The following is an 18,898-nucleotide window of genomic DNA, read 5'->3' as shown; positions in this document are numbered from 1 at the left end:
GTCCCTGACCCCTGATCCCCATCCGTTCCGACCTGGCACCGGGGAAGTGTGTCAGGGCGGGCTCCGACCTGGCACCGGGGAAGTGTGTCAGGGCGGGACGGCTGGGAGTCAGGGGGCAGGGCACTAGAAGAGTCCGGGGATCACCTCCTCGGCGGTCTCGGAGAAGACGCTCTCCTGTTCGGCGAGGTAGGACTCCCATGCCTCGGCGTCCCAGATCTCCGCGCGGCTGCCGGCGCCGATGACCACGAGGTCGCGGCTGAGCCCGGCGTACTGGCGGAGGTTGGACGGAATGGTCACGCGGTGCTGCTTGTCGGGGGTCTCGGCGCTCGCTCCAGAGAGGAACACGCGCAGGTAGTCGCGGGCCTGCTTGCTGGTGACCGGAGCCTGGCGGATCTTCTCGTGGAGCGCCTCGAACTCCCGCGTGCTGAAGACGTAGATGCAGTGCTCCTGGCCTCGAGTCATGACGACCCCGCCGGAGAGCTCATCGCGGAACTTCGCCGGCAGGATGATGCGGCCTTTTTCGTCGAGTTTGGGGGCGTGACTACCGAGGAACATACGCCCCCGCCCCCAATCGTTCTGGCCAACATCTTGGTTGGGCTCCACTTTACTCCACTTTGCACCACCCGTGCAGCACATTCTCCCACTTTGGACCATTTGCCCATGAAAAAACCCCGCAAAGTCAAGACTCTGCGGGGTGGAGGGAAATGGAGGAGTTTTGCCATACCCGGGACGATCAGGGAGGACCTGAAACGACGAAACGGGGCCGATCCGAAGATCGGCCCCGTTTGGAGTCGTGGTGCGGCGGCGCCGCGAGGGAGGGAGGTGGAGTCAAGTGGCCGGCCGCGGAGCGACCGGGAGACCTGGCATCGTTACTGCTCGTCGCCCGACTGACGCTTGTCCCAGCGGTCGTTGAAGCGGTCCATCAGACGCGAGGACTTCTGGCCGGCCGGAGCAGCTTGACGAGGACGCGGCTGTTCGAGTGGAGCTCGGGTCGGCTTGGTCGCCACGAGCACGCCCGTGAGCATGATCGCGAACCCGAGCAGACCGACGATGGGCTGCTGGATCACGACTCCCAGCACGAGGCCGATCGCCCCGACCACCGCGATGAGGGAGCCGAGCGCGATTCCGCGGTAACTCGGTTTGCCCGCGCCAGCGCTGACCTTGGAGACGAAATCGGCATCGCTGCGGTAGAGGTGGCGTTCCATCTCATCGAGGAGCCGTTGCTCCTGCTCTGAAAGTGGCATCTGATTCCCCTCAAGGTCACACGACGCGACGTTGTTGATCGAGTCTAGCCACCGAAGCATGACTAGGCTAGGTGCGTGATCGAAAGCAATGAACTCGCCACCCTGGTGGGCCGCGGGCTCTCCGACTTTCTCTCCTCGCGAAGCTCCATTGTCGCGCAGATCGGCCCGGAGCTCTCCCCGTTCCTCGACTTCTCCCGGGAATTTCTCAGCGGTGGGAAGCGGTTCCGAGCACAGTTCTGTTTCCGGGGCTGGCAGGCCGTCTCCACCGGGAGGCACGCCAGTGGTCAGGGCGGCCTCGAGACCGTCATCGCGACCTGCGGAGCACTCGAGCTGTTCCACGCCGCAGCGCTCGTCCACGACGACATCATCGACAACTCCGACACCCGCCGGGGTGCACCGTCGGCTCACGTCTCCTTCGCGGAGTTGCACCGTCGCAGCCGATGGGACGGCGACCCGACCACCTTCGGCACCGGAGCCGCCACGCTCCTCGGGGACCTGCTCCTCGGCTGGAGCGACGAACTCCTCGACGACGGACTCGATCAGCTGGACGACCGCGCCGCCGCTCGCGCAGCGCGGGCCGAGTTCAACCGGATGCGGACCGAGGTCACGGCCGGCCAGTACCTCGACATCCTCGAGGAGCGCGCCTGGCGCGACGCCGCCGACGACGAACAGCGCCGCCGGGCCGAGCGCGTCCTGATCTTCAAATCGGCCAAGTACAGCATCGAGTCCCCGCTCGCGCTCGGGGCGCTCCTCGGCGGCGGGAACGAGCAGCAGCTCGCGTCGCTCCGCGGGTACGGCCTCCCCCTCGGCATCGCCTTCCAGCTGCGCGACGACCTCCTCGGCGTCTACGGCGATCCCGCCATGACCGGCAAGCCGAGTGGCGACGACCTCCGCGAGGGGAAGCGAACCATCCTCATCGCGCTCACGAGGGAGGCCCTTCAGCCGGGCGCGCGCGCCATCCTCGACGAACTGCTCGGAGATCCCGAACTCGACGACGACCAGATCGGTCTGCTCCAGGCGACCATCCGCGACAGCGGGGCCGTCGACCAGGTGGAGAAGCTCATCCAGGACCACGTCGCACGGGCGCTCTCCGCATTGGGCGAGGCTCCGATCAACGACGACGCCCGGGCCCACCTGCGCGGCCTCGCGGTCGCGGTCGCACGCCGCGAGACCTGAGCGGTCCGGCTCGGACGGCGTGGGATCAGGCCAGCGCCTGAGCCACCCGGCGAACCTCGGACCGACGTCCCTCGCGGAGGGCTTCGATCGGCGAGGTCCCGATCGCGTCGTCGTCCTCGAGCATCCAGACCATTGCGGCCTCATCGTCGAAGCCGTTGTCGGACAGCAGCGTGAGCGTGCCGCGCAGGTTGTGCACCGGCCCGCCGTCCGCGATGAACGACGACGGCACCTGCAGCACGCCGTCACGTCGGACGGCGAGGAGGTCGCGCTCCTCGAGGTACTGACGGATGCGGCGGATCGGCAGCCCGAGTTCGGTCGCCAGATCGGGAAGGGTGAACCACACGAGTTCGGAATTCTGCTCAGTCACGCACAGCAGTCTGCCACGACCGCGCTCCGCTCGGCGCCGTCGGATCGCGTTCGGGTAACGATCCAGGCGCCTCGCCGCCCTCCCGGGGTGTTGACAGCTCTTCGCGCTCGACGTTCCATACACTCGACTGGTGAGTAGCAACCAGCAGACCGATCCGATGATCGGCCGTCTCCTCGACGGGAGATATCAGGTGCGCTCACGCATCGCCCGTGGCGGCATGGCGACGGTCTACCTCGCCACGGACCTCCGGCTGGAACGGCGCGTCGCGATCAAGGTCATGCACGGCCACCTCTCGGACGACACGACGTTCAAGAACCGCTTCATCCAGGAGGCGCGCTCCGCCGCGCGGCTCGCGAACCCGCACGTCGTCAGCGTGTTCGACCAGGGCCAGGACTCCGACATGGCGTACCTCGTCATGGAGCATCTGCCGGGGATCACCCTCCGCGACCTCATCCGCGACAACGGCACGCTGACCCCTCGGCAGGCGGCCGACATCCTCGACGCCGTGCTGTCCGGACTCGCCGCCGCGCACCGCGCCGGCATCGTCCACCGCGACGTCAAGCCGGAGAACGTCCTCCTCGCCGATGACGGACGAATCAAGATCGGCGACTTCGGCCTCGCGAGAGCCGCGAGCGCGAACACGGCCACCGGCCAAGCGCTCCTCGGCACGATCGCCTACCTCTCCCCCGAACTCGTCACCCGTGGACAGGCCGACGCGCGAAGCGACATCTACGCGCTCGGGATCATGCTCTACGAGATGCTCACCGGCGAGCAGCCCTACAAGGGCGAGCAGCCGATGCAGATCGCCTACCAGCACGCCAACGAGTCGGTCCCCGCACCGAGCGCCAAGAACCCCGCCGTCCCGAAGGAACTCGACGACCTCGTCTTCTGGGCCACCGAGCGCGAACCGGACGATCGTCCGTCGAACGCCGGCGAGATGCTCGAGCGCCTGCGGTCCATCGAGTCCAGTCTCGGGTTCACCTCGGTCGCCACCGGGGCGCAGCCCACGATCGTCATGCCGGCCTCCTACTCGAGCGAGCACGCCGACGACGTCACCCAGGTCATCGGCCGCAACACCAAACCGCAGCAAGTCCCGGTGCGCGCCGACGCAACGGACGGTCCGGGCAAGCTCGCCACGAAGGCGCGCAAGCGCAGCCGCGTGGGCGTCGCGCTGTTCACGATCGTCCTCATGCTCGCCGCGCTCGCCGGCGGGACCGGATGGTACTTCGGCCAGGGCCCGGGCTCGCTCGTCGAGGTCCCGAACGTCGCCGACGGGAGTTTCGACCAAGCGTCCGCCAAACTCGTGGAGCTGGGCTTCGTGCCCGTCGAAGGGGCGACGTTCAGCCTCACCGTCCCGGCCGGCACGGTCGCCGGCAGCGATCCGCCGTCCGGGTCGAAGATCGACAAGGGCAGCTCCGTCACGGTCCTCGTCTCCCAGGGACCGCAGCCGGTGGACATCCCGGTCCTCGCCGGGCTCGCACAGTCCGACGCCGAACAGCAGTTGGACGCGCTCGGCGTCGCCGTCGGCACCGTGAACCAGCAGTTCGACCCGAGTATCGCGAAGGACATCGTGCTCGCGGCGACCGACGCGACCTCGGGCGCCGACTACAGCCAGGGCGGGCCGTCCTTCCAAGGCTCCACGGTGACGTTGCTCGTGTCGGCCGGACAGGTGCCCTCGGTCTCGGGGATGACGCCGGACCAGGCGCGCGACGCCCTCGAATCCGTCGGGCTCGGCGTGGGTGCCTCGGACGAGGCGTTCGACGACACGATCCCCGCGGGGCAGGTCATCGGCATCCAGGCCAAGACCGATGCTGACGGGAACGAGACGGCGTTCATCCCGGGCGACGACGTGACGTTGATCGTGTCGAAGGGCGTCGAGTTGGTCGCCGTCCCCGACACCACCGGCCAGACGATCAATCAGGCCATCACGACACTCCAGGACGCCGGATTCACCGTCGGCGACATCGCCGTGGCAGAGGCCTTCCGCGACATCTTCAAGGTGAAGAAGACCGATCCCCCGGCAGGCAAGTCCGTCAAGAAGGGCTCGACCGTCAACATCACCGACTTCGGTCTGTGACCCGGTCGGACGGCGCTCGTCCGCTCGTCGGAACGAGCCGTCGCCGTCCTGCTACGCTCGCCGCATGAGCCCGGAGGACCTCGCTGAACTCGCCTGCCTCCGACGGGCGCGCGACCTGATCGACCGCGACTACGCCGAACCGCTCGACGTGCCGCTGATGGCGTCGACCGCGCTCATGTCACCGTCGCACTTCGCGAGGCGGTTCCGTGCCGTCTACGGCGAGACGCCGTACGGCCACCTCATGACCCGGCGGATCGAACGGGCGATGGCGCTCCTCCGGGCGGGGAGCTCGGTGACGGACGCCGCTCTGGCCGTCGGGGCCACCTCGCTCGGATCGTTCAGCTCGGCCTTCACCGCCATCACGGGCGAGACGCCGAGCGCGTACCGTCGGCGCGAACATCATGCGGTCGACGCGATGCCGGACTGCGTCGCCAAGACGACCACGAGGCCTGCCCATCGCCGGGTGTCCGGTCCGAGTGGATCGAGCAGGATCGGAGAAGCGGGCCTCCAACGCCCGGCGTAACGTCGTCGTCATGACGATCTCACTCCAGTACTGCAACATCACGGTGAACGACGTGGACGAGGCCATCGCCTTCTACGCCGACGCACTCGGACTCGAGGTCCGGAACGACGTCGCCAACGGCGGCTTCCGATGGGTGACGCTCGGCAGCGACGCGCAGCCCGGCCTCGACATCGTCGTCTCCGAACCGCACGCGGGTCGTTCGCAGGCTGACGGGGACGCGCTGCAGGCCCTCCTCACGAAGGGGGTGCTGCCGATGCTCGTCTTCCGAGCCGACGACCTCGACGCCACGTTCGAACGGGTCCGCGCGTCCGGCGCAGACGTGCTCCAGGAACCGAAGGAGATGGGCTGGGGCGCGCGCGACTGCGCGTTCCGCGACCCGTCGGGCAACCTGGTCAGGATCTCCCAGGCGTAGGTGACGCGGACGACGAAGCGCCCATGCCGAACCCGGCATGGGCGCTTCGTGGTGCCGGGCCTACTTCGCGGCGGCGAGTTCCTCCGCCACGAGGAAGGCGAGCTCCAGCGACTGCATGTGGTTGAGGCGAGGATCGCACAGCGACTCGTACCGCGTCGCCAGGGTGGCCTCGTCGATCTGCTCGGAGCCGCCCAGGCACTCGGTGACGTCGTCGCCGGTGAGCTCGACGTGGATGCCGCCGGGGTGCGTCCCTGCGGCGCGGTGGGCTTCGAAGAACCCCTTGACCTCGTCCACGACGTCGTCGAAGCGACGCGTCTTGTAGCCGGTGGGCGTCGTGAGTCCGTTGCCGTGCATCGGATCGGTGACCCAGAGCGGCGTCGCGTCGGCACCCTTGATCGCCTCGAGCAGCGGAGGCAGGGCGTCCCTGATCTTGCCCGCACCCATCCGCGTGATGAACGTCAGGCGCCCGGGCTCGCGCTCGGGGTCGAGCTTGTCGATGAGACGCAGCATGTCGTCGGCCGAGGTGGTGGGGCCGAGCTTCACGCCGATCGGGTTGCGGACGCGCGACAGGAAGTCGACGTGCGCGCCGTCGAGCTCGCGGGTCCGCTCCCCGATCCACACGAAGTGGGCGGAGGTGTTGTACGGTGTGCCGGTCCGCGAGTCGATCCGCGTCATCGGTCGCTCGTAGTCCATGAGCAGCGCCTCGTGGCTCGAGTAGAACTCGACACCGCGCAGCTGGTCGAAGTCGGCTCCGGCCGCCTCCATGAACTTGATCGCACGGTCGATGTCGCGCGCCAGTCCCTCGTATCGATGGTTCACCGGGTTGGCGGCGAACCCCTTGTTCCAGCTGTGGACCTCGCGGAGGTCGGCGAACCCGCCCTGGGTGAACGCCCGGATGAGGTTCAGCGTCGATGCGGAGGTGTGGTACCCCTTGACGAGCCGAGCGGGGTCGGCCGTGCGCGACTCCGGGGTGAAGTCGTAGCCGTTGACGATGTCGCCGCGGTAGGCGGGCAGGGTGACGTCGCCCCGCGTCTCGGAGTCGTTGGAGCGCGGCTTGGCGAATTGCCCGGCCATCCGGCCCATCTTGACGACCGGCATCGACGCACCGTACGTGAGCACGACGGCCATCTGCAGGACCGTCTTCACGCGGTTGCGGATCTGCTCGGCCGTCGCACCGGCGAAGGTCTCCGCGCAGTCGCCGCCCTGGAGCAGGAACGCGTTGCCGCTCGCCGCCCGGGCCAACCGGTCGCGCAGGATGTCGACCTCGCCGGCGAACACCAGCGGAGGGAGGGTCGCGAGTTCGGCGGAGGCCCGCGCCACCGCGGCCTGGTCCGGCCATGACGGCTGCTGCTTGATCGGCAGCTCACGCCAATAGTCCAGTCCGGCGATCACCGAGGGTTCGGCCATGACGACTGGTTCTGTAGCGTGGGACACGGATTTCCTGTTTCTCTTCGACCGGACGCGCTCCGGAGCCCGCCCGGAAGGGGGAACGGACCGCGATCGCGGCCCGGTTTTTCAGCTTAGCGTCACGCCGACGCGGCGCGCTCCTTGACGCTCGTGGCGTAGACGTCGCGATAGTCCTGGCCCGACAGCTTGCGGAGCTCGACCATCAACTCGTCCGTGACGCTGCGGAGGATGAAGCGGTCCCCCTCCATGCCCTCGAACCGTGAGAAGTCGAGCGGCTTGCCGATGACGATCCCGATCCGGCGGATCCGGGGCAGCTTCGTGCCGATGGGCATGACCTTCTCGGTGTCGATCATCGCGACGGGGACGATGGGGACCCCGGCCTCGAGCACCATCCGCGCGACGCCGGTTCGGCCGCGGTACATCGTCCCGTCGGGACTGCGGGTGCCCTCCGGGTAGATCCCCAGCAGGTGACCGCCGCCGAGGACCGCGAGCCCGGTGTTGAGGGAGGCTTCGGAGGCCTTGCCGCCCGACCGGTCGATCGGGAGCTGCCCCGTGCCGAGCATGAAGGTCTTCGTGGCCCAGCCACCGAATCCCTTGCCGCGGAAGTACTCGCTCTTGGCCAGGAAGGAGATCCTCCGATCGACGCACAGCGGGAGGATCACCGAGTCGATGAAGGACAGGTGGTTGCTGGCGATGATCGCGCCGCCGTGCTCCGGGATGTTCTCGGCGCCGATCACCCACGGCCGGAAGATCGACTTGAGGATCGGTCCGGCGACCAGGTACTTCATGAACCAGTAGAACATCGTGCTCCTCCGTCTTGCCGTCGTCGTCAGCCGAGGACGAGGGCGCTCCTGGCGAGATCGCCGGCGCCGATGACACCGGCGTCGTTCACGAGCTGCGCGATGCTGAAGGACGGCTCCGGGTGGAATCCGCGCGCCGGGAGGTGCGTCAGGAACGCCTCACGAACGGGGTCCAGGAGGAGGTCGCCGGCCTGGGCGACGCCGCCGCCGATCACGAAGATGTTGGGGTCGAGGATGGCCGACATGCTCGCGAGGGCCTGCCCCAGCAGATCGGCGAGCTCGTTGAGGCACCGGAGGGCGCCGGGATCACCGGACTCGAGCAGGGCGGAGACGTGGTGTCCGTTCAGCAGCCCGCCGGCCGCGGCACGGGCTCGGGCGAGGGCGGCACCGTCGCCACCGGCGTCCGCTGCCTCGTTCGCGAGTCGGAGCAACGCGTTCCCCGAGCAGTACTGCTCGACGCAGCCACGCGCGCCGCAGCCGCAGGGCAGCCCGTCCGGGATGAGGCGCATGTGTCCCAGTTCCGCACCGCTGCCGAAGCCACCAGTGAGGAGCCGGTCGTCGAGGACGATCGCTCCGCCGACACCCGTGCCGATCGTCACCATGACCATGCTGCGTTCCTCGCGCCCCGCACCGAACCGGAACTCGGCCCAACCCGCGGCGTTCGCGTCGTTCTCGATCGTCACGACCTTGTCTGGCAACCGCGCGGCCAGCCGGGCCTGCAGGGGCTCGTTCCGCCAGGCGATGTTCGGCGAGTAGTAGACGGTCGAGCGCGTGGCGTCGAAGAACCCGGGGGCTGCGACACCGACGCTCGAGATGCTGCCGTCGTCCAAGGATCGGACCATGGCCACGACGTCGTCGATGATGGCGTCGGGATCGGAGGCCTGCGTCGGCGTGCGCCCGGCCGCGAGGATCCGGCCGTCGTCGTCGACGACCCCGCCCGCGATCTTCGTCCCGCCGATGTCGATGCCGATCGCGTTTGCCATAACGGTGCCGTCTCCCTGTCCTGATGTCGCCGATACCGGCAGTGGCGTGCGGCCGGCCCTCAGCCGAGTCGGTCGCCCGCGCGCCGCAGTCGAGTCTACTGAGCGTGTGCGCGCCACAGAAACCGCGCAAACACCCGTGCTCTAGGATGGAGCAACATCTTGCCGACCTGGTACCGAAGGAGTTGCCGTGGAACAGTTCGACGTCCCTGCAGTCGTCGCAGCAGACCCATCCGCCAATGCGACCGATCTGCTCGTGAAGCGCCTGGCTGCTGCGCCCGACGCCGCGCTGTTCGCCGTTCCCCGCGGGTCCGAGTGGGTGGACGTGACCACCGCCGAGTTCCACGCGCAGGTCGTCGCCCTGGCGAAGGGGCTCGTCGCCGCGGGGATCGAACCCGGCGACAAGATCGGGCTCATGTGCAAGACCCGGTACGAGTGGACCCTCATCGACTTCGCCGTCTGGTTCGCCGGAGCACTCCTCGTCCCGATCTACGAGACGAGCTCGCCGAGCCAGGTGCAGTGGATCCTCAGCGACTCGGGAGCGACGAGCGTACTGGTCGAGACGCCCGACCAGTTCGCCCGCTTCGACGAGGTGCACGGCGACCTCCCCGATGTGGCGCGGGTCTGGCAGATCGACCTCGGTGACCTCGACAAGATCGCGGCCGGAGGCGTCGACGTCCCCGACGAGGAGATCGAACGCCGCCGCAACCTGGCGGTGGGTTCCGACATGGCGACCCTCATCTACACCTCCGGCTCGACCGGTCGGCCGAAGGGGTGCGTCCTCACCCACTCGAACTTCGTCGAGCTGTCGCGGAACTCGGCCGTCGCGCTCAAGGACGTCGTGTCCGCTCCCGGTGCCTCCACCCTCCTCTTCATCACGACGGCGCACATCTTCGCGCGCTTCATCGCCGTGCTGTGCGTGCACTCCGGCGTGAAGACGGGCCACCAGCCCGACACGAAGCAGCTGCTCCCCTCGCTCGGCACCTTCAAGCCGACGTTCCTCCTCGCGGTCCCCCGGGTCTTCGAGAAGGTCTACAACTCCTCCGAGCAGAAGGCGGAGGCCGGCGGCAAGGGCAAGATCTTCCGTGCAGCCGCCGAGACCGGGATCGCCTACTCGAAGGCCCTCGAGAGCGGTTCCGTGCCGTTCGGCCTGAAGGTGAAGTTCCGGGTCCTCGACCGCCTCGTGCTGTCGAAGATCCGCACGGCCATGGGCGGCCGGGTGCGGTACGCGGTCTCCGGGAGCGCTCCACTCGGTCCGCGACTCGGTCATTTCTTCCACGCGCTCGGCATCGTGATCCTCGAGGGCTACGGCCTCACCGAGACCACCGCGCCTGCAACGGTCAACCTCGCCCAGAAGTCGAAGATCGGGACGGTCGGACCGGCACTCCCCGGTGTCTCCCTCCGCATCGCCGACGACGGCGAGGTCGAGGTGCGCGGCATCAACGTCTTCAAGGAGTACTGGCAGAACCCCGAGGCGACGGCGGAGGCCTTCGACGACGGCTGGTTCCGCACCGGCGACATCGGGTCCTTCGACGCCGACGGCTTCCTCACGATCACCGGGCGGAAGAAGGAGATCATCGTCACCGCCGGCGGGAAGAACGTCGCCCCGGCGGCGCTCGAGGACCCGATCCGCGCGACCCCGGTCGTCGGCCAGGTCGTCGTCGTCGGCGACCAGAAGCCGTTCATCAGCGCCCTCATCACGCTCGACACCGAGATGCTGCCGTCATGGCTCGCCAACAACGGCCAGGACGCGTCGATGAGCGCCGCCGAGGCTGCTCGGAACCCCGCGGTGCTCGCCGCCGTCCAGCGCGCCATCGACGAGGCCAACACCAAGGTGTCCCGCGCGGAGTCGATCCGCAAGTTCGTCATCCTCGACGACGAGCTCACGGAGGCGAGCGGTCACCTCACGCCGAAGCTCAGCATCAAGCGGAACGTGATCCTCAAGGACTTCGCGGAGACGATCGAGGGCATGTACCTCGGAGCGGGTTCGCCCGAGACCCAGGGGATGTCCCTGAAGTAGCGCCTCGACGGGCTCGGCGGTCGGTCGAGGACCGCCGGGCCCGTCGACCGGCGTCTAGAACCAGTCGCTCTCGCGGACCTGCTTCATCGCCTCGCGGCGGTGCTCCTTTGACAGTCGGTCGAGGTAGAGCATGCCGTCGAGGTGATCGGTCTCGTGCTGCAGCGCCTGGGCGAGGAGTCCTTCACCCTCGACGACCAGCTCCTGCCCGTCGAGGTCGATGCCGACGGCACGGGCGTAGGGATGGCGCGGCGTCGGGAACCAGAGCCCGGGCACCGACAGGCAGCCCTCGCCGATCTCCTCGAGTTCGCCGCGCACCTCGACGAGCTTCGGGTTGATGAGGTACCCGATGACGCCGTCGACGTTGTAGCTGAACACGCGGAGTCCGACGCCGATCTGCGTCGCGGCGACGCCGGCGCGACCGGGGAGCTCCACGCTGTCCACGAGATCGCGGACGAGGCTGCGGATGTCGTCGTCGATCGTGACGACCTCGGCCGTCGGAGCCTTCAGGACCGGGTCGCCGAAGTGTCTGATGGGTCGTGTCGTCACGGGTTGGATCCTTCCGGGCGGGACAGGTGTGGTGGACGCGGAGACCGGCCGCGTCGCCTCGAGGAGGGACGCGGCCGGTCTCAGGAGGGTCAGGCGCTCGGCTTCACGACGACGAGCAGGTCGCCCGCCTCGACCTGCTGGGTCGCCGGGATGGCGAGGCGCTCGACGACGCCGGCGACGGCGGTCGTGATCGCCGCCTCCATCTTCATGGCCTCGATCGAGGCGACCGGCTGGCCGGCCTCGACGCGGTCGCCGACGGCGACCTTGACGGTCACGACGCCGGAGAACGGCGCGGCCACCTGGCCAGGGACGGAGGTGTCGGCCTTCTCAGCAGCGCGGGAGTCGACCTCGATGCTGCGGTCGCGGACGAACACCGGACGCAACTGACCGTTGAGGGTCGCCATGACGGTCCGCATGCCCTTCTCGTCGGCCGCGCCGATCGCTTCGAGCCCGACGAACAGCCGGACGCCCTTGTCGATCTCGACGACGTGCTCCATGCCCGGCTCGAGGCCGTACAGGTAGTCGGCGGTGTCGACGACGGAGAGGTCGCCGTACAGGTCGCGCTGCTGCTCGAACTGCTTGGTCGGCGCCGGGAACAACAGCCGGTTGAGGGTCGAGCGGCGCTCGGCGGACTCGCCGTCGAGCGAGGCCTGGTCCTCAGCGGAGATCGGCGTGATCCCGATGTCGACCGAGCGACCGGCGAGGACCTTCGAGCGGAACGGCTCAGGCCATCCGCCCGGGAGCTCCCCGAGTTCGCCCGCCATGAACCCCACGACGGAGTCCGGGACGTCGTACTTGTCGGGGTTGGCCTCGAAGTCGGCCGGATCCGCCTTGACGGCGGCGAGGTGGAGGGCGAGGTCGCCGACGACCTTGCTCGACGGGGTCACCTTGGGCACCCGACCGAGGATCTTGTTGGAGGCCGCGTACATGTCCTCGATGAGCTCGAAGTGGTCCGCGAGCCCCAGGGCGATCGCCTGCTGGCGGAGGTTCGACAGCTGACCGCCCGGGATCTCATGCGTGTACACGCGACCGGTCGGGCCCGCGAGTCCCGACTCGAACGGCCGGTACATCGCGCGGACGGCCTCCCAGTAGGGCTCGAGGTCGGCGATCCCCTGCAGGGAGATGCCGGTGTCGCGCTCCGTGTGGGCCAACGCGGCGACCAGCGAGGAAGCGGACGGCTGACTCGTCGTGCCGGCCATCGGCGCGCTCGCGACGTCGACGGCGTCGGCGCCCGCGTTGCTCGCCGCGAGGAGGGTCGCCAGCTGTCCACCGGGGGTGTCGTGCGTGTGCACGTGGACCGGCAGGTCGAACCGCTCGCGGAACGCCGCGACGAGCTTGGCCGCCGCGGACGGACGGAGGAGCCCCGCCATGTCCTTGATGGCGAGCACGTGGGCACCGGACTCGACGATCTTCTCGGCGAGACGGAGGTAGTAGTCGAGGGTGTAGAGGTCCTCGGCCGGGTTCAGCAGGTCGCCGGTGTAGCAGACGGCGACCTCCGCGACGGTCGTCCCCGTCTCCAGCACCGCGTCGATGGCCGGGCGCATCTGCGACACGTCGTTGAGGGCGTCGAAGATCCGGAAGATGTCGATCCCGGTGTCGGCGGCCTCCCGCACGAAGGCGTTCGTCACCTCCGTGGGATAGGGCGTGTAGCCGACGGTGTTCCGGCCGCGCAGCAGCATCTGGATCGCGATGTTCGGCATCGCCTGACGCAGCGAGGCCAGCCGCTCCCACGGCTCCTCACCGAGGAAGCGGAGGGCAACGTCGTACGTCGCGCCGCCCCAGGCCTCGACGGACAGCAGTTCGGGGGTGAGCCGGGAGACGAACGGTGCGACCGCGAGCAGGTCCTTCGTCCGGACGCGCGTGGCCAGGAGTGACTGGTGGGCGTCACGGAAGGTGGTCTCGGTCACGGCGAGGGCGGTCTGGGCGCGGAGCGCGTCAGCGAAGCCCTTCGGGCCGAGCTCGAGCAGGCGCTGACGCGAGCCGGCCGGCGCGTCGGTCGTGATGTCGATCGCGGGCAGCTTGTCGACCGGGTCCGCTCCGGACGGACGCGAGCCGTTGGGCTGGTTGACCGTGACGTCGGCGAGCCAGTTGACGATCTTCGTCCCGCGGTCCTTCGAGACGTGCCCGCGCAGGAGCTGCGGACGCTCGTCGATGAACGAGGTGCTGAGGTCGCCGGCCACGAACGAGGCGTCTTCGAGGACGGCCTGCAGGAAGGGGATGTTCGTGGAGACGCCGCGGATGCGGAACTCGGCGAGGGCACGCTTGGCGCGCGTGACGGCCGCCTCGAACGTGCGGCCGCGGCAGGTGAGCTTCGCGAGCATCGAGTCGAAGTGGGGGCTGATCTGTGCGCCGGAGGCGACCGTACCGCCGTCGAGCCGGATGCCGCCGCCGCCCGGAGAGCGGTAGGTCGTGATCTTCCCGGTGTCGGGACGGAAGCCCGCCGTGGGGTCCTCGGTGGTGATGCGGCACTGGAGGGCGAAGCCGCGGAGGTGCAGGGACTCCTGCGTGAGGCCGAGGTCGCCGAGCGACTCGCCGGCGGCGATGCGCATCTGCGACTGGACGAGGTCGACGTCCGTGACCTCCTCGGTCACGGTGTGCTCGACCTGGATGCGCGGGTTCATCTCGATGAACACGTGCTGACCGGCGCGCTCCCCCGCGGTGTCGAGGAGGAACTCGACCGTCCCGGCGTTGACGTAGCCGATCGACTTGGCGAACGCGATGGCGTCGCGGTACATCGCCTGACGGGTGTCCTCGTCGAGGTTCGGGGCCGGCGCGATCTCGACGACCTTCTGGTGCCGGCGCTGCACCGAGCAGTCGCGCTCGAAGAGGTGGATGGTCTCGCCGTCGGCGCTCGCCAGGATCTGGACCTCGATGTGGCGGGGACGGACGACAGCCTGCTCGAGGAACATCGTCGGGTCGCCGAAGGCGCTGTCCGCCTCGCGCATGGCGGCCTCGAGGGCGCCACGGAGGTCCTCGGCGTTGTCGACGCGGCGCATGCCACGGCCGCCGCCACCGGCGACCGCCTTCGCGAAGATCGGGAACCCGATGTCGGCGGCACCGGCGAGCAGCTCTTCGATGTCGCGGCTGGCCGGCGTCGACTTCAGGACCGGGACCCCGGCCGCGATGGCGTGCTCCTTGGCGGTCACCTTGTTGCCGGCCATCTCCAGGACGGAGGACGGCGGACCGATGAAGGTGATGCCGGCTGCTCGGGCGGCCTCGGCCAGCTCCGGATTCTCGGAGAGGAAGCCGTACCCGGGGTAGATCGCGTCGGCGCCCGACTCCTTCGCGACGCGGATGATCTCCGAGACGTCGAGGTAGGCGCGCACCGGATGACCCTCCGTGCCGATCTGGTAAGCCTCATCGGCCTTCAGCCGATGCATCGAGTTGCGGTCCTCATAGGGGAACACCGCAACCGTCTTCGCCCCCAGCTCGTACGCGGCACGGAACGCCCGGATGGCGATCTCTCCGCGATTGGCGACAAGAATCTTCCTGAACATGGAACCCTTCCCACAACAGCCAACTCAGCAAACGTTGAGATTCCCTAGCCTAGTCACGGTAACGTTGAGCCTTGTGCATGTACTCAGCGTTAGCTCCCTGAAGGGGGGCGTCGGCAAGACCACCGTCACCCTTGGCCTGGCTTCCGCCGCGTTCTCGAAGGACATCCGCACGCTGGTCGTGGATCTCGACCCCCAATCCGACGTCTCGACCGGCATGGCCGTCGACGTCGCAGGGCACCTCACGGTGACGGATGTGCTGACCTCGCCGAAGAAGAAGATCGTCGAGCAGGCGATCGTGGCGAGCGGCTGGACGAAGATCCACCCGGGCAAGATGGACGTCATGATCGGCAGCCCGTCTGCGATCAACTTCGACGGCCCGCACCCCAGCATCCGCGACATCTGGCGCCTGGAAGAGGCACTCGCGCACGTCGAGGAGGAGTACGACCTCGTCCTCATCGACAGCGCCCCCTCGCTCAACGCACTCACCCGCACCGCCTGGGCGGCGAGCGACCGCGTCGCCGTCGTCACGGAACCGGGCCTGTTCTCGGTCTCCGCCGCCGACCGCGCCCTCCGCGCCGTCGAGGAGATCCGTCGCGGCCTGAGCCCCCGGCTGCAGCCGCTCGGCATCATCGTCAACCGGGTGCGTCCGCAGTCGATGGAGCACCAGTTCCGCATCAAGGAATTGCGCGACATGTTCGGTCCCCTCATCCTCAACCCTCAGCTGTTGGAGCGCACGTCCCTCCAGCAGGCGCAGGGTGCCGCCAAGCCCGTCCACGTGTGGCCGGGCGACACGGCGCAGGAGATGGCGAAGAACTTCGACTCCCTCCTCGACCGCGTGCTGCGCACGGGCCGCGTCGGCGAGTACGCCGACGGCACTCCCCCGGAGCCGGCTGTCGTCACCAGCCCCACCGCCGTCGAGGCGCCCTCCACCGACAGCTGAGGTCGCGGCGAGACCGTTCGGCCGACTCACGGACCAGGTGCTCGCTCAGGTCGCCCTTCGACAGGCTCAGGGACCGGCAGGCGCGTCAGGGACCGGCAGGAGCACCAGGGACCGGGGATCGGTGCTCAGGGAACGTGTGGCGAGCGTCGGTGAGCCCTTCGACAAGCTCAGGGAGCGGCCCTTCGAAAGACTCAGGGACCGGCGCCCTCGACTCTCGGGTCAGGCGCTACGAGCGGAGCGACGTGCTGCGAGCTCGTCCATGGGGTCGGCCGATTGTGCGTCGAACTCGATGAGCGTGGACTCCACCTCGCGCAGCACCTTGCCGACGGCGATGCCGAAGACGCCCTGTCCGCGGCTGACGAGGTCGATGACCTCGTCGTTGGAGGTGCAGAGGTAGACACTGGCGCCGTCGCTCATGAGCGTAGTCTGGGCGAGGTCGACGATGCCCGCTTCGCGGAGCTGGTCGACAGCCGTGCGGATCTGCTGCAGGGAGATGCCCGTGTCGAGCAGGCGCTTGACGAGCTTGAGGACGAGGATGTCGCGGAAGCCGTAGAGACGCTGCGTTCCGGATCCGGATGCACCGCGCACGGTCGGTTCGACCAGACCCGTCCGGGCCCAGTAGTCGAGCTGGCGGTAGCTGATGCCGGCTGCACGGGCGGCGACCGCTCCGCGGTAGCCCTGGCCCTCTTCGAGTTCTGGAAGCCCGTCGGTGAACAGCAGCCCGAGGTCACCGTACCGTGACGCCCCGTCGCGACTGAGTTCACTCATGTCTGCTTCTCCTCGATGTTCGCTGCACGGTCGGTACGGTCTCGACGGGGGCGTCGAGCCGGCTTGACCGCTCCCACCACGCTACCGATCCGCCCCGGTCAACGCTGCGACATCCGTTCGAAACGGACGGCGTGTCGTGACGAGTGATCGAACTGTGACCTGGCCGTGATGGATGAGGGCAGTCTACGCCCTGGGCGGTCGATCAGGAGGATTGGTGTCGCTCGAGTGCGGAGCGGACGAGGTTCGACCGCACACCCTCGAGCTGTGCGGCGATCTCCAGCGCCCGGTCGGCGGTACGCGCCCGGCCGGCCGCGTCGTTCCGCTTGGCGACGGCGCTCAACGCGCTCTCGATGAGCCCGACCTCGCGCTCGATCGAGGCCCGGAACCCGCGGAGGTGCCGTGGTTCGATGCCGGAGCGCTGCAGCTCCACGAGGATCCGCAGGAGGGACGCGACGTCCTCGCCGTAGTTCTCGGCGGGCAGGATCAGCGACGCGCTCACGGCGTCGTTGAAGAGCATCGGGGTGGCGCCGGCTTCGCGGATCAATTCGTTCCGCGAGAACCTGCGGACCCCGGGATGGATCGACGGCGCGCCGACGGCTTGCCCACTGCCCGGGAACAGCGGCGAACGTCCCGCGTCGACCTCGACGAGATAGGTACGGATGACCTTGAGGGGGAAGTAGTGGTCGCGCTGCATCGACAGGATCAATCGCAGGCGTTCGAGGTCCTCGCTCGAGAACTTCCGGTAGCCGGACTTCGTCCGCGCCGGGGACACCAGCCCCTGCTCCTCGAGGAACCGGAGCTTCGAATTACTCAGCTCGGGGAACTCCGGAGTGAGGCGTGCGAGGACCTGCCCGATGCTCAGCAGCGGAGCGCCGTCGCTTCGCGCGTTCGCGCTGGCTGCCGCCACTAGCTTCCCAGCTGGGAGGCGAGGTCGATCCGCGACGCGTAGAAGGTGAGGCGGAACTTGCCGATCTGCACCTCGGCGGCGTCGCGCAGGATCGCCTTGTCGATGCGGACGCCGTCGAAGTACGTGCCGTTCAGGGAGTTGAGGTCGCGGATCTCGAACGCGGTCCCGTGACGGTGGAACTCGGTGTGCCGACGCGACACCGTGACGTCGTCGAGGAAGATGTCGGCCTCGGGGTGACGTCCGACGGTGGTGACGTCGGCGTCGAGGAGGAACCGTGCACCGGCGTTCGGACCACGACGGACGATCAGCAGCGCGGAGCCGGACGGCAGGGCCGCGATCGCCTCGTGCTCCTCGGCGGTGACGTCGGAGTCGATCGCCGCGAGGGCCGCTCCGAGGTCTTCACCGAAGGTGAGTGTCGTGTCGACTTCCCGATCGCCCGAGCCGCTCGTCGGGGCACCGTCGTCGACGGCTCCCGGCGTGTACGCCCCGGTCGCGGGATACTTCTCATCGTGCTCAGCCACCGTCGACCTCCTCTCCGTCAAGCGTATCCGATGTGGCGTCACTGTCGAGCCGCCCGGTCGAGGGTGATCCGCCGGATCCGGCCCGTTCCCGCTGCTTCGAACGGGCATCCCCCGAGATGCGCACGGTCTGCAGCAGGTAGAGGATGCCGGCCCACCAGTAGAGCGTCGCTCCGGCGATCGCCGACACCCAACCAAGCGGCGTCGCGATCATCGCGACGGCGGGGAACGCCTGACCGAGCATGAGGACCGGGAGTCCGGTGAAGAGGAGTGCCGTGCCCCACTTCCCCACGCGGATGACGGGCAGCACGCCCGTACCGGACCGGTGGAGGACGACGGCGAGCCCGACGAGCAGCAGGTCGCGGGCGAAGACGACGATGAGCAACCACCACGGGATGAGTCCGCGGGCCGCGAGACCGATCAACGCCGCGAGGATGTAGAGGCGATCGGCGGCCGGATCGAGTTGTCGACCGAGCTTCGTCATCTGGTCGAACCGTCGCGCGATCCACCCGTCGAGCAGGTCGGTGACGCCGGAGAACGCGAGCGTCGCGAGGGCCCAGAGATCCTGCCCCTGCACGAGGAGGACCAGGAAGACCGGGACGAGGAGGATCCGGAAGACGCTGAGCGCGTTGGGGAGGGTGACGACGCGGTCTTCACCGGTCCGTCGAGCCCCGCGCCCCGCCCCGTCAGTCACGGGTCGAGTCTACCGATGGGCT

Annotated in this window: 18 protein-coding genes; 6 read left to right on the top strand and 12 right to left on the bottom strand. The window is 68.7% G+C overall.

Going from position 1 to position 18,898, the window contains the following annotated elements:
- Nucleotides 1–123: 123 nt before the first annotated feature.
- Nucleotides 124–555, bottom strand: a complete 432-nt coding sequence (gene mraZ, locus ITJ62_RS06965) for a division/cell wall cluster transcriptional repressor MraZ (RefSeq protein WP_064297003.1) — start codon at nucleotides 553–555, stop codon at nucleotides 124–126.
- 314 nt (nucleotides 556–869) lie between these two features.
- Nucleotides 870–1,244 (bottom strand): DUF3040 domain-containing protein, encoded by a 375-nt coding sequence (locus ITJ62_RS06960; protein WP_079002572.1) that lies wholly within the window; start codon nucleotides 1,242–1,244, stop codon nucleotides 870–872.
- A 75-nt stretch (nucleotides 1,245–1,319) separates the two neighbouring features.
- Here ITJ62_RS06960 and ITJ62_RS06955 point away from each other — a divergent pair, with 75 nt between their 5' ends.
- The gene (locus ITJ62_RS06955; RefSeq protein ID WP_194600490.1) at nucleotides 1,320–2,420 is read left to right on the top strand and encodes a polyprenyl synthetase family protein; all 1,101 of its coding nucleotides are present in this window, start codon (nucleotides 1,320–1,322) and stop codon (nucleotides 2,418–2,420) included.
- Between the two features lie 25 nt (nucleotides 2,421–2,445).
- On the opposite strand, the gene ITJ62_RS06950 is transcribed toward ITJ62_RS06955, so the two are convergent.
- Entirely contained in the window at nucleotides 2,446–2,787 is a 342-nt protein-coding gene (locus ITJ62_RS06950; protein WP_086473210.1) for an Rv2175c family DNA-binding protein, read from the bottom strand.
- A 130-nt stretch (nucleotides 2,788–2,917) separates the two neighbouring features.
- On the opposite strand from ITJ62_RS06950, the gene pknB reads away from it, so the two are divergent.
- The 3 genes from pknB to ITJ62_RS06935 all read left to right on the top strand — a co-directional run bounded on the left by pknB (nucleotide 2,918) and on the right by ITJ62_RS06935 (nucleotide 5,799).
- Nucleotides 2,918–4,864, top strand: coding sequence for a Stk1 family PASTA domain-containing Ser/Thr kinase (pknB, locus tag ITJ62_RS06945; RefSeq protein ID WP_236555473.1), 1,947 nt, complete (start codon nucleotides 2,918–2,920; stop codon nucleotides 4,862–4,864).
- A 64-nt stretch (nucleotides 4,865–4,928) separates the two neighbouring features.
- The gene (locus ITJ62_RS06940; protein WP_192004856.1) at nucleotides 4,929–5,387 is read left to right on the top strand and encodes a helix-turn-helix transcriptional regulator; all 459 of its coding nucleotides are present in this window, start codon (nucleotides 4,929–4,931) and stop codon (nucleotides 5,385–5,387) included.
- 10 nt (nucleotides 5,388–5,397) lie between these two features.
- The gene (locus ITJ62_RS06935) at nucleotides 5,398–5,799 is read left to right on the top strand and encodes a VOC family protein (protein ID WP_137241612.1); all 402 of its coding nucleotides are present in this window, start codon (nucleotides 5,398–5,400) and stop codon (nucleotides 5,797–5,799) included.
- A 60-nt stretch (nucleotides 5,800–5,859) separates the two neighbouring features.
- Here ITJ62_RS06935 and ITJ62_RS06930 read toward each other — a convergent pair whose 3' ends face one another.
- The 3 genes from ITJ62_RS06930 to ITJ62_RS06920 all read right to left on the bottom strand — a co-directional run bounded on the left by ITJ62_RS06930 (nucleotide 5,860) and on the right by ITJ62_RS06920 (nucleotide 8,989).
- Nucleotides 5,860–7,206 (bottom strand): class II 3-deoxy-7-phosphoheptulonate synthase, encoded by a 1,347-nt coding sequence (locus ITJ62_RS06930; protein ID WP_056005400.1) that lies wholly within the window; start codon nucleotides 7,204–7,206, stop codon nucleotides 5,860–5,862.
- A gap of 119 nt (nucleotides 7,207–7,325) precedes the next feature.
- Entirely contained in the window at nucleotides 7,326–8,009 is a 684-nt protein-coding gene (locus ITJ62_RS06925) for a 1-acyl-sn-glycerol-3-phosphate acyltransferase (protein ID WP_064297009.1), read from the bottom strand.
- 26 nt (nucleotides 8,010–8,035) lie between these two features.
- A complete protein-coding gene (locus ITJ62_RS06920) occupies nucleotides 8,036–8,989 on the bottom strand; it encodes an ROK family glucokinase (RefSeq protein WP_064297010.1) in 954 nt (317 codons plus the stop codon).
- A 187-nt stretch (nucleotides 8,990–9,176) separates the two neighbouring features.
- On the opposite strand from ITJ62_RS06920, the gene ITJ62_RS06915 reads away from it, so the two are divergent.
- Nucleotides 9,177–11,006: a long-chain fatty acid--CoA ligase gene (locus tag ITJ62_RS06915; protein WP_194600488.1), complete on the top strand. Its 1,830-nt coding sequence runs from the start codon at nucleotides 9,177–9,179 to the stop codon at nucleotides 11,004–11,006.
- Between the two features lie 54 nt (nucleotides 11,007–11,060).
- On the opposite strand, the gene ITJ62_RS06910 is transcribed toward ITJ62_RS06915, so the two are convergent.
- Nucleotides 11,061–11,552, bottom strand: coding sequence for a peptide deformylase (locus ITJ62_RS06910; RefSeq protein WP_064297012.1), 492 nt, complete (start codon nucleotides 11,550–11,552; stop codon nucleotides 11,061–11,063).
- Nucleotides 11,553–11,641: 89 nt separating this feature from the next.
- A complete protein-coding gene (locus ITJ62_RS06905) occupies nucleotides 11,642–15,049 on the bottom strand; it encodes a pyruvate carboxylase (RefSeq protein WP_137241610.1) in 3,408 nt (1,135 codons plus the stop codon).
- A gap of 73 nt (nucleotides 15,050–15,122) precedes the next feature.
- Between ITJ62_RS06905 and ITJ62_RS06900 the strand changes: the two genes are divergently transcribed.
- A complete protein-coding gene (locus ITJ62_RS06900) occupies nucleotides 15,123–15,989 on the top strand; it encodes a ParA family protein (protein ID WP_194602370.1) in 867 nt (288 codons plus the stop codon).
- A 219-nt stretch (nucleotides 15,990–16,208) separates the two neighbouring features.
- Here the strand turns inward: ITJ62_RS06900 and ITJ62_RS06895 are convergent, their stop codons facing one another.
- The 4 genes from ITJ62_RS06895 to ITJ62_RS06880 all read right to left on the bottom strand — a co-directional run bounded on the left by ITJ62_RS06895 (nucleotide 16,209) and on the right by ITJ62_RS06880 (nucleotide 18,876).
- Entirely contained in the window at nucleotides 16,209–16,757 is a 549-nt protein-coding gene (locus ITJ62_RS06895) for a MerR family transcriptional regulator (RefSeq protein WP_064297014.1), read from the bottom strand.
- A gap of 202 nt (nucleotides 16,758–16,959) precedes the next feature.
- The gene (locus tag ITJ62_RS06890) at nucleotides 16,960–17,664 is read right to left on the bottom strand and encodes a MerR family transcriptional regulator (protein ID WP_064297015.1); all 705 of its coding nucleotides are present in this window, start codon (nucleotides 17,662–17,664) and stop codon (nucleotides 16,960–16,962) included.
- On the bottom strand, nucleotides 17,664–18,185 hold the full coding sequence (locus ITJ62_RS19295) for an FHA domain-containing protein (RefSeq protein ID WP_086473205.1): 522 nt from the start codon (nucleotides 18,183–18,185) through the stop codon (nucleotides 17,664–17,666). Before ITJ62_RS19295 ends, ITJ62_RS06890 begins: the two co-directional genes overlap by 1 nt.
- Nucleotides 18,178–18,876, bottom strand: coding sequence for a CDP-alcohol phosphatidyltransferase family protein (locus ITJ62_RS06880; protein ID WP_194600486.1), 699 nt, complete (start codon nucleotides 18,874–18,876; stop codon nucleotides 18,178–18,180). The genes ITJ62_RS19295 and ITJ62_RS06880 overlap by 8 nt, the downstream gene beginning before the upstream one ends.
- Nucleotides 18,877–18,898: the final 22 nt, after the last annotated feature.

It is taken from the genome of Plantibacter sp. VKM Ac-2876, assembly GCF_015350715.1.
GTDB lineage: Bacteria > Actinomycetota > Actinomycetes > Actinomycetales > Microbacteriaceae > Plantibacter > Plantibacter auratus.
This window is presented reverse-complemented; position numbering and strand designations above follow the sequence as displayed.